General features: G+C 63.3%; 10 protein-coding genes. 7 read left to right on the top strand and 3 right to left on the bottom strand.

Translation table 11 applies throughout. From position 1 onward, the window contains the following. The 3 genes from VEK15_28245 to moeB all read left to right on the top strand — a co-directional run. Positions 1 to 711: cysteine synthase family protein (locus VEK15_28245; protein HXV64621.1), on the top strand; the 711-nt coding region annotated here is incomplete at its 5' end. After that, the gene (locus tag VEK15_28240; GenBank protein HXV64620.1) at positions 708 to 1,130 is read left to right on the top strand and encodes a M67 family metallopeptidase; all 423 of its coding nucleotides are present in this window, start codon (positions 708 to 710) and stop codon (positions 1,128 to 1,130) included. The genes VEK15_28245 and VEK15_28240, both read left to right, overlap by 4 nt. A 4-nt stretch (positions 1,131 to 1,134) precedes the next feature. Further along, positions 1,135 to 2,583: a molybdopterin-synthase adenylyltransferase MoeB gene (gene moeB, locus VEK15_28235; protein HXV64619.1), complete on the top strand. Its 1,449-nt coding sequence runs from the start codon at positions 1,135 to 1,137 to the stop codon at positions 2,581 to 2,583. Here moeB and VEK15_28230 read toward each other — a convergent pair. After that, positions 2,573 to 3,925, bottom strand: coding sequence for an aminotransferase class V-fold PLP-dependent enzyme (locus VEK15_28230; protein HXV64618.1), 1,353 nt, complete (start codon positions 3,923 to 3,925; stop codon positions 2,573 to 2,575). The two genes, moeB and VEK15_28230, sit on opposite strands and share 11 nt — an antisense overlap. 335 nt (positions 3,926 to 4,260) lie before the next feature. Here VEK15_28230 and VEK15_28225 point away from each other — a divergent pair, with 335 nt between their 5' ends. Continuing rightward, positions 4,261 to 4,881, top strand: a complete 621-nt coding sequence (locus VEK15_28225; GenBank protein HXV64617.1) for a hypothetical protein — start codon at positions 4,261 to 4,263, stop codon at positions 4,879 to 4,881. A gap of 26 nt (positions 4,882 to 4,907) precedes the next feature. Here VEK15_28225 and VEK15_28220 read toward each other — a convergent pair whose 3' ends face one another. Further along, positions 4,908 to 6,227: an FAD-dependent oxidoreductase gene (locus tag VEK15_28220; protein ID HXV64616.1), complete on the bottom strand. Its 1,320-nt coding sequence runs from the start codon at positions 6,225 to 6,227 to the stop codon at positions 4,908 to 4,910. Next, positions 6,224 to 7,801: an amidohydrolase family protein gene (locus tag VEK15_28215; GenBank protein ID HXV64615.1), complete on the bottom strand. Its 1,578-nt coding sequence runs from the start codon at positions 7,799 to 7,801 to the stop codon at positions 6,224 to 6,226. Before VEK15_28215 ends, VEK15_28220 begins: the two co-directional genes overlap by 4 nt. A 183-nt stretch (positions 7,802 to 7,984) precedes the next feature. Between VEK15_28215 and lysW the strand changes: the two genes are divergently transcribed. The 3 genes from lysW to argC all read left to right on the top strand — a co-directional run. Beyond that, on the top strand, positions 7,985 to 8,152 hold the full coding sequence (lysW, locus tag VEK15_28210) for a lysine biosynthesis protein LysW (protein HXV64614.1): 168 nt from the start codon (positions 7,985 to 7,987) through the stop codon (positions 8,150 to 8,152). A 16-nt stretch (positions 8,153 to 8,168) separates the two neighbouring features. Beyond that, on the top strand, positions 8,169 to 9,026 hold the full coding sequence (gene lysX, locus VEK15_28205; protein ID HXV64613.1) for a lysine biosynthesis protein LysX: 858 nt from the start codon (positions 8,169 to 8,171) through the stop codon (positions 9,024 to 9,026). Next, the coding region (gene argC / locus VEK15_28200) for an N-acetyl-gamma-glutamyl-phosphate reductase (GenBank protein ID HXV64612.1) at positions 9,016 to 9,989 on the top strand (974 nt) is incomplete at its 3' end. The genes lysX and argC, both read left to right, overlap by 11 nt.

The following is a 9,989-nucleotide window of genomic DNA, read 5'->3' as shown; positions in this document are numbered from 1 at the left end:
GAGAAGACGATCCTCGAGGCCACGAGCGGAAACACCGGCATCGCTCTCGCCATGCTCGGAGCCGCCCTCGGGTACCGGGTGAAGCTCTGTATCCCCAGGAGCGCGAGCCTGGAAAGAAAACTCGTGCTCCGAGCTTATGGCGCCGAGCTCGTGGAGACGAGCGCACTGGAGGGAACCGACGGAGCAATCGCAGAAGCTTCGCGCATGTTCGCCGAGAGCCCCGATGCTTATTACTACCCGAACCAGTACGGAAACGATGCCAATTGGCAAGCGCACTACCGGACGACCGCGCAGGAGATCTGGCGTCAGACCGAGGGGCGCGTGACGCATTTCGTCTGCGGTCTCGGCACGAGCGGTACGTTCGTCGGAACGACGAGACGGCTGAAGGAGTACTCCCCGGCGCTGCAAGCCATATCGGTCGAGCCGATAGAGCCTCTCCACGGCATCGAGGGCTGGAAACACATGGCCTCGAGCCGTGTGCCCCAAATCTACGACCCCCACCTCGCGGATGAACGTCTCCAGGTCGGCACCGAAGAAGCCCACGAGATGGCGAGACGGCTCGCTCGCGAGGAAGGTCTCTTTGTGAGCGTTTCGTCCGCGGCCGCGCTCATCGCCGCACTAAGGGTGGCCGAGTCGATCGAGAGCGGCGTGGTCGTCACGATCTTTCCCGATGGGGGCAACCGATCGCTTCTGGAGGGACCCTTTTCGTGATCGAGCTTCCCCACGAATCGGCTCGAGAGATCCGCCGCCATGGGCGTGCGGCCTACGGTGACGAGGCCTGCGGTGTGATGTACGGGCAGGTCACGCCCGGGCGCCGAGTCGTGGTGCGGGTCGAGCCCATGAGGAATGCCCGCGGCGACGAGCGCCATCGGCGGTTCATCGTGACCCCCGAGGATTATCGCCGGGCGGAAGCGGAGGCGGCGAGGCACGGGCAGACGCTGCTCGGGTTCTATCACTCTCATCCCGATCATCCGGCTTTTCCGTCGGACTACGATCTCGCCCATGCCTTTCCGTTCTTTTCATACGTCATTCTCTCGGTCGAGAGGGGCGAGCCCGCGGACATGCGCTCGTTCGTGCTCGCCGAGGATCGGAGCGAGTTTCTCGAAGAAGCCATTCAGCGAAAGGAGTGATTGCATGGCGGTGAAGGTGCTGATTCCCACACCCTTGAGGCCCTATACCGAACAGAAAGCCGCCGTCGAGGTCGAGGGCCGGAACGTCGGCGAGCTGCTCGATCGTCTGATCGAGCGCTACGGCGAGCTCAGGAAGCATCTCTTCGACGAAGCCGGCCAGCTGCGGAGCTTCGTGAACGTTTACGTCAACGAAGAAGACGTCCGCTCGCTCTCCCGAGGAGACACCCGAGTGGAGGAGAACGATGTGGTAAGCATCGTTCCTTCGATTGCCGGCGGGTCGACCGCGGCGGTTCCCCACCGCGGGGAAGTGAGCTTCTCCCACGAGGAGATTCAGCGATACAGCCGTCACCTCATCATGCCCGAAGTCGGCATGGATGGTCAGGCAAAGCTGAAGCAAGCCCGCGTCCTCATGGTCGGTGCCGGCGGACTCGGAGCGCCTCTCGGAATGTACCTGGCGGCGGCGGGGATCGGTCGAATCGGTATCGTGGATTTCGATCGCGTCGACCTGTCGAACTTGCAGCGACAGGTGACGTACTCAGCGAACGACGTTGGCCGGCCGAAGCTCGACGCTGCCATCCAGAGGCTTTCCGGCATCAACCCCCACATCGAGCTCGTGCCCCACGAGGCCCGCTTGTCCTCGGAGAACGCACTCGAGCTGTTCGGTGACTACGATATCATCGTCGATGGAACCGACAATTTTCCGACGCGTTATCTCGTCAACGACGCCTGTGTCTTGCTGGGGAAACCGAACGTTTACGGCAGCATATTTCGTTTCGAAGGACAGGTGTCGGTGTTCTACGCCGAGCGAGGGCCCTGCTATCGGTGCCTCTATCCCGAGCCACCGCCCCCGGGTCTCGTGCCGAGCTGCGCCGAAGGCGGGGTCCTGGGCGTCCTTCCCGGAATCGTGGGCTCGCTCCAGGCGCTCGAGGTCATCAAGCTGGCGCTTCAGAAGGGCGATTCGATGATCGGCAGGCTTCTCGTGTTCGACGCTCTGGAAATGCGGTTTCGCGAGCTCCGGCAGCGAAAGGACCCCGACTGCCCGATCTGCGGCACGAGTCCCACCATCCGGGAGCTCATCGATTACGAGGCGTTCTGCGGCATTCCCGCGCAACCGGTGGAGGCTCCCGAGGGCTCGGTTCCAACCGTCACCGTGGAAGAGCTGAAGCGACTTCTCGATTCCGACAGCGGCGTCTTCGTTCTCGACGTACGCGAGCCGCACGAGTGGGACATCGTTCATCTGGAGCAGGCGACGCTCATCCCTCTGGGACGCTTGCCGCACGAGGTGCACCGCCTCGACTCGGCCCGCGACATCGTGATCCACTGTCGCAGTGGTGCGAGGAGCGCCAAGGCGACCGAGTTCCTGATGGGAGCGGGATTCACCCGGGTGCGCAACCTGGAGGGGGGTATTTTGGCGTGGGCGGATCGGATCGATCCGTCCCTTCCTAAGTATTGATTTGCCGGGCGATGCGGATGATGGCGTCGAGACTCCGCTCGACGTCGTCGTTCGTGGTCGCCCACGAGGAGACGCTCACCCGCATGGCGGCCCGACCTTGCCAGAACGTTTCGCCGCACCAGCAGGTTCCCTCGTCCTGGACGGCCTGGACGACGGCCCTGGTCGTGGCGTCGTCTCCGAACGACACCAGCACCTGATTGAGCACGACCTCGTTCAATACCTCGAAGCCGGCCGCTGAGAATCCTTCGGCGAAACGACGCGCCAGGCGACAACAGCGCTCGACGAGGGCCACGATGCCAGAGCGACCCAGAGAAAGAAGCGCTGCCCAGATCTCGACGCCCCGAGCTCTTCTCGAGGACTCGGGGGTGTAGTGGCAGGGCTGACGGTCATCGCCCGCGGGTAAGTAGGCCGCCGTCATCGAGAGTGCCCGCCGTGCGTCCTCGGGCATTCGGTAGAGGGCGAGGCCGCTGTCGTAGGGCACGTTCGGCCATTTGTGGAGATCGGTGGCGATCGAATCGACCTCGGAAATTCCGTCAGTCAGCCCCGCAGTTTTCGGCGAGACCGCCGCCCAGAGGCCGAATGCGCCATCGACGTGGACCCATGCGCCGCCGCGACGAGCCCACCGCGTGATCGGGCGGATGGGATCGAAAGCACCGGTATTCACGTTTCCCGCCTGGAGGCAGACGATGCTCGTGGGCGAGAGATCGGGCAGGGAGTCCGCTCTCATTCGGCCCTGGCCGTCGACGGGCACGCGAACGACCCGATCTCGGCCGAGCCCGAGAAGAGCGAGCGCCTTCGACAGAGTCGCGTGGACCTCGTCACCCACGATGACCTGAATCTCCGGCGCACCGTAAAGCCCCATCGCTTCGACGTCCCATCCCGAATTCGCCAGAACGTGGTGGCGCGCCGCGGCGAGGCAGGCGAAGTTCCCCATGGTCGTGCCGGTGACGAAGCCCCCGCCCCACCCTGTCGAAAGGGACAGCAGATCTCGAATCCACCCCAATGCGATGTTCTCGAGAGTAGCGCCGATGGGAGAGCCGACGCGCAGGTGGGCATTCTGATCCCAGGCGCTGGCGAGCACGCTGGCGGCGAGACTCGCGGGCAGGGCTCCACCGGTCACGAAGCCGAAGTATCTCGGACCCGCGCTCGCGACCGTCGCCGGTGAGCCCACGTCATCGAGCGTCTTCAGGACTTGCTCGGGGGATGTGGGCTGGTCGGGAAGCGAGATATGGAGCTCGCGGAGCCGCGTCAGATCGTCGGCTCTCGGAGTGACGCTCCGCTCGGACAGACCTTCGAGATAGATCGCTGCCCGCCGGGCAGAATTCTCCAGGAGCTCTTTCATTGCGAGTCAGGGGAATCGAGGCCGGAAGGGAGAGGCGTGGGGGGAAAGACCCATTCTAGTGGTCAATGCCGTGGCGGGACCCGTAATTGATCGGCCGCCACAGCATTGAACAAAAACATCCTCCCTTGTTCAAAGGTTCGTCAAGGTCGTTTCGCCGTATCGTTTTGTTTGTCGTGCGCCTCGTTTCGGGCTCGTTCCAATAGCTTCCGGAAGAACCGCCTTCGCTCTGCCCAACCCTCCGGCCGTCTGCGGCCAAAACCGTTGTCCGCGTACATTTTCTCGTCTCCTTTTCTGTTGTACTGTTCTTTGGACGAGCGAACCGAGAGAAAAGTTTCATGCGATTGCAGGCTCCTCTGGACCAGCGAGGAGCGGGCAAAAAGGCTCGCTCGGCGAAGGAGGCGGCGATGGGTTTGGTGGTTCTGGCGCTGGCGGCTCAACTGGCTGGCTTCTCCGGCTCGTGGGAACGCGACCCGGAGCGCAGCGACGACGCGGACGAGAAGATGCGTTTGGCATTCGAGCAGATGCGCGCGCAGAGAGAACAGGGTGGCCGCCCCGGAGGCCCACCTCCTGGCGGTGGCATCCCCGGCGAGAGCGGACGCCGAGGAGGTCGGGAAGGCCGCGGTGGTGGACCGATGGAGATCGACTCCGGGGACGAGCTGGTCGTCGAGTTCGACGGTGCGGAGCTGCGTGTGGATCGGGGTCAGCGGCTCCAAATCTATTATCTCGATGGCGAAAAGCACAAACGAGAAATGCCCAACGGCACCGAGCTCGAGACCACGGCAGAGCTGAGAGGAAACTCCGTTTGGATTCGAGAAAAGATGTCGCGCGGAGAAATGCTCTGGACCTACGAGTTGTCTCCCGACGAGCAGACGCTCATCGTGACGGCGACCTTGGAGCTCGATGGGATGAAGGAACCGGTCGTGATCCGCTCCGTCTACGAGCGTCTGCCGGAATGAGTCGAATATCGAAAACAGAATTCGATTCACTTGCCGGAGCGCGGCGAACGCCCCGTGAGACGCGTGTACAGATGATAGCCGAGCCAGCGAAAGGGCTCGGGTGGTATGAACCGCAGCTTTTGCTGGTAGAAGGGATAGCCCTCCCACCGTTCGCCCTGGCCGCTGTACACGTCGGTCAGGACGCGCCCCGCCAGGTTGGCGAGAGTCACTCCGTGGCCGCTGTAACCCAGCGCAAAATAGACATTCTTGTGCGTTCCTCGAGCTCCCATCGTGCACAGCCTCGACATCGTGAGCGCGACCGGCCCGCTCCACCGGTGAATCAGCGGTACGTCCTTCACCCGCGGCAGGTAGCTCTCGAGGTGGCCTCGGCACGCCTCGAAAGCGCGTGACGGGACGTTCGGCAGACGAGTGCCGTTCGCGTAGACATAGTCGTAGCTCTCGTTGCTCCCGCCGCCGAAGAGGAGTTGGCCACTCGACGTCAGAGTTCCGTACGACAGGCGCCCGCGGTCGTCGGTGAAGCCCGAAGCCTTTTTCCAGCCCAACGACTGCCAGGTTGGATCCGCTTGCCGATCGGTCGCGACGACGTGGGAGAGCAGCGGAACGAGCGCGTTGCGAAAATAACCCAGATGCGGGGTGTAAGCGTTCGTCGCCAGGACGACGGCCTTGGCGCGGACCCGGCCCCTCGGTGTCTCGAGCTCGACCGTCGACCCTTCGCGAACTCTCGTAACTGGCGTCGATTCGTACACCCGCACGCCGCGCGATTCCAGGACTGGACGCAAACCGCGCAGAAAGGCGACCCCGTCGAGCTGACCGCCGCCGGGGTCGAGAACGGCACCCGTCGCCCCCTCGAGCTCGATGTAGTCCCGGAGCTCGCGAACGCCGAGGAACCGCAGCGGCAGACCGGCGGTTCTCAGGCGTTCGACCTCGGCCTGGCCGGCCTCCGCACTCTCGTCGCTCGTGAAGACATCCAGGTGGCCGTCGCGACGGTGGGGAACCTCGAGATGGTGCTCATCGATCAACGAGAGGATGCCCTCGATGCCTTCCTGGGTGATCGCGTAAATCTTCTTCGCTTGATCCAGGTCCCGGTTGTCGACGCCCTGAACCCAGTTCAGCATCTGGCCGCCATTGCGACCGCTCGCTCCATTCGCGATGGTGCGTGCCTCGAGAATCGCGATCCCGCGCTCGGGGTAACGTTTCGAAAGATGATAGGCGGTGGAAACCCCGGTGAAACCGCCGCCGATGATCGCTACGTCGAGAACGACGTCTCTTCCGAGAGGAGGTGCGCTCTCGTATGGAGGTTTTCCCGACAGCCAGATCGACCGGTTGTCGTCGAACGCCTCTCTCAACGTTGGGCGGCGCCAGTAGCGGTCGTGGATTCGCTCGCTTTCGCCCGCGCTACCATCGCCCGCACGTCCGCGAGAAGCGATTTCGCGTCGTAGACGATTCCATCTTTGATGGTGAGCTTGACACCCCCGACCCGGGTGGGCATGTTGTCCTCGTCGAGCTTGATGGCGCCGGTGCCGTAGAGGACTTTGAGGTTGGCGAGCGGGTTCTCTTCGACCACGACGAGGTCGGCGAGCTTTCCGACCTCGACGGTTCCGATCTCCTGCTCGAGCCCGAGGGCCTCGGCTCCTTTCAATGTCGCCGCACGAATGACCTCGAGAGGGTAAAAACCTGCCTCCCGCAGAAGCTCGAGCTCGCGAATGTAGTCGAAGCCGTAGAGCTTGTAGATGAAGCCCGAGTCGGAACCGGTCGCCACCCGGCCCCCGCGGTTCTTGAACTCGTTGACGAACGTCATCCACAACCGATAGTTCTGCTTCCAGGCGAGCTCGTCCTCGGTCGTCCAGTAGAACCAGTACGAGCCGTGCGCTCTTCGGTTCGGCTGATAGAACTTCCACAGCGAAGGAAGCGTGTACTCGTCGTGCCAGTCGGCGCGCCGCGCCCGCATCTCGTCACGGCTCGCTTCGTAGATGGTGAAAGTCGGAACGATCGTGAAGTCGAGCTCGACCAGCTCGTTCATGACGGCGTTCCAGTGGTCGCTGAACGGCGGTGCCGCCTGCGCCCAGAGGCGCCCCGCGTTGCCGAAGCGGTCCTGCTCGTTGTTGTAGTTGTAGTCGAGAGGAAAATCCTGGACGGTTCGGTCGGTGAACAATGCCTCGGGAAGACCATACCAATGCTCCATCGACGTGAGTCCCCATCTTGCGGAATCGAGGACGTTGTTCCAGGCGACATTGAGCTGCGAGTGATGGCAGGCGGTCCGAAGACCCTGCTGCCGCGCCTCGTCGAGCGCGGCGTGCATGATGTCGGGACGCTCACCGAGGAACTTGATGCCGTCTGCGCCCGCACTGGCGATCTCCCGGACCCAGCCTCGGGCCTGCTCCGGAGAGGAGATGTCCTCGCCGTATCCCTGGCCGAAAGCCACGTAGCTCTCGAGCCGGGGTGCGGTGATCTCGTTGCTCGCGCTCTTCTCCTTGTGCTCGTTCATCCAATCGATGCCGTTCATGCTCCCGGGATCCCGAACCGTCGTGATGCCGTGGCCCATCCAGAGCTTGAACACATACTCCGATGGTGTCCCCTGCGGGGCCCCACCGACGTGGCCATGCATGTCGACGAATCCGGGGAGGACGTACAGGCCCTCGAGGTCGATCTCTTCGTCGTTCGGCTCGGCCTTCGGTCTGCCCGCCTCCTCGATGGGGACGCCGGGGTAGCCGACGCTCTGGATTGTCACGATGCGGTTCCGAGCGATCACGATATCGACCGGACCCACCGGAGGGGCGCCGGTCCCATCGATCAGCGTCGCACCTCTCAGAATGAGCCTCTCGTACGGGCCAGTCCCTTCGGCGCGGGCCGGAGCCTTTGCCACCGACTCGATGCTGGTGATGTCCTGTTCCTGGAACGCGCCGAGCGCGAAAACCACCATGGCGGCGAAACGCATGGAAATCCTCCCCTTCTTCGGGCCGGTTGATGATAATGCGAGGGTGACCTCCCTTCAAAGGCCGAGGTCTGGACCGGGTGCGGTGCTCATCGCCGGCTTGTCGTCGTCTTTCCCTCGACCTATACTTCCAGTTTCGATCGCGAAAAAGAGACGAGGAGGAAGAGGAGCATGTCTGTCGATTGCCCCGTCTGCGAGGCCCCAGTCGCATTGGGCGAAGATCTGGTTGCGGGGGAGATTGTCGAGTGCAGGGACTGCGGGACCGAGCTCGAGGTGACGTCGCTCGATCCGCTCGAGCTCGCGGAAGCCCCCACGACCGAGGAAGACTGGGGTCAGTAAGGGTTCGGTTGCCATGATAAGGGTTGGGTTTCTCCACTCGCTGATCCGGCCCGACGAGAAGATGCTCCTCGCGGAGCTGGGGCAGCGGAGCAACGTCGAGACGGTGATGATGGATGTGCGCAAGCTGCACTTCCGCCTCGGCGAGGACGCGTTCCCCGTCGACGTCGTCCTCGAGCGGTGTATCAACCACTCGCGCGCGGTCCACACGATGCGGCTTCTCGAGAGCACCGGTGTTACTTGCGTCAACACCTCGAAGGTAGGATTCACTTGCGGGGACAAGCTGCTGACCTCGGTGGCTCTCCAGGAGCATCGGGTGCCCCAGCCCGAAGTGCGAGTCGCCTTCACCGAGGAGACCGCGATCGAGGCGATCGAGCGATGCGGCTATCCGGTGGTCCTCAAGCCCGCCGTCGGATCCTGGGGACGGATGCTCTCCAAGGTCAACGACCGCGACGCGGCCGAGTCGCTCCTGGAGCACAAGACCGTCCTCGGCACTTACCATCATTCGATCTTCTATATCCAGAAATACGTGGACAAGCCCGGACGAGACATCCGGAGCTTCGTGGTGGGAGATCGCTGCATCGCGGCCATCTATCGGAGCTCGAGCCACTGGATCACCAACACCGCAAGAGGCGCGAGTGCCGAGAACTGTCCCGTCACCGACGAGCTAGCCGACATCTCGTTGCGCGCCGCACGGGCGGTTGGCGGCGGAGTCGTGGCGGTGGATCTCTTCGAGACGGACGAAGGTGTTCTCGCGAACGAGGTGAACTACACGATGGAGTTCAAGAACAGCGTCTCGGTGACCGGAGTCGACATCCCGAAACACATCGTTGATTACACGCTCGGGGTGGCCGAAGAGTCTCGGCGTGGCGGCTAAGATCTCCGTCTCGATCGTCGGAGCCTCGGGTTATGTGGGCGGAGAGCTCCTGCGGTTGCTCTTGGCCCATCCTGAGGTGGAGCTGGCGCAAATTACTTCGGAGCGCCTGTTCGGACGCTACGCGACCCGAGCGCACCCGAACCTCAGAGGGCGCACCCAGCTTGCCTTCACCCGGATCGAGGATCTCGAGCCTTGCGACCTGCTCTTCTGCTGTCTGCCCCACGGCGAAACGATGGAGCGAATGCCCGATCTCCGCCTCAAGGCCGGGCGCATCATCGACCTGAGCGCGGACTTTCGCCTGAGCGCTCCCGAGGCGTACGAGAGGTTCTACGGAAAGTCCCATCTTCATCCCCAGTGGCTTTCCGAGTTCGTCTACGGCATTCCCGAGCTCCATCGTGAGGAGATGAGAACCGCTCGCTATGTTTCGAGTGCGGGGTGCAACGCCACCGTGACCATCCTCGCCCTTCGCCCGCTCTTTCGCCGGGAACTGGTCGAACCGGGGAGGACGGTGGTCGAGGTGAAAGTCGGCTCGAGCGAGGCGGGAAATCAGGCGTCCGACGCGACCCACCATCCCGAACGTTCCGGCTGCGTGCGATCTTTCAAGCCCACGGGCCATCGCCACGTGGCGGAGATACTGCAGGAGCTCGGCCTGGAGGAAGCGGCGAGCCTCTATTTTTCGGTCACGGCCGTCGAGATGGTGAGGGGAGCGCTCGCCACCTGCCACGTCGTACTGAAAGACGATCTCCCCGAGAAAGACATCTGGCGGCTCTACCGCGAAGATTACGGGAACGAGCCGTTCGTCCGCATCGTGAAAGAGAGGGATTCCATCCATCGCTACCCCGAGCCGAAGCTCGTGGCCGGCACGAACTACTGCGATATCGGTTTCGAGCGCGAAGACGGCACTCGGCGACTCGTCGTGATGAGCGCGATCGACAATCTGGGAAAAGGGGCCGCGGGCCAGGC

It is taken from the genome of Vicinamibacteria bacterium (assembly GCA_035620555.1).
In the GTDB taxonomy this organism is placed as follows: domain Bacteria; phylum Acidobacteriota; class Vicinamibacteria; order Marinacidobacterales; family SMYC01; genus DASPGQ01.
Note: the sequence above shows the minus strand (reverse complement) of the source record. Positions and strands in the feature narration are given on the sequence as shown.

Coding starts and splice junctions, on each gene's coding strand:
- VEK15_28230 (HXV64618.1), bottom strand. CDS start 3,925: ATGAAAGAGCTCCTGGAGAATTCTGCCCGGCGGGCAGCGATCTATCTC.
- VEK15_28225 (HXV64617.1), top strand. CDS start 4,261: ATGCGATTGCAGGCTCCTCTGGACCAGCGAGGAGCGGGCAAAAAGGCT.
- VEK15_28215 (HXV64615.1), bottom strand. CDS start 7,801: ATGGTGGTTTTCGCGCTCGGCGCGTTCCAGGAACAGGACATCACCAGC.
- moeB (HXV64619.1), top strand. CDS start 1,135: ATGGCGGTGAAGGTGCTGATTCCCACACCCTTGAGGCCCTATACCGAA.
- lysW (HXV64614.1), top strand. CDS start 7,985: ATGTCTGTCGATTGCCCCGTCTGCGAGGCCCCAGTCGCATTGGGCGAA.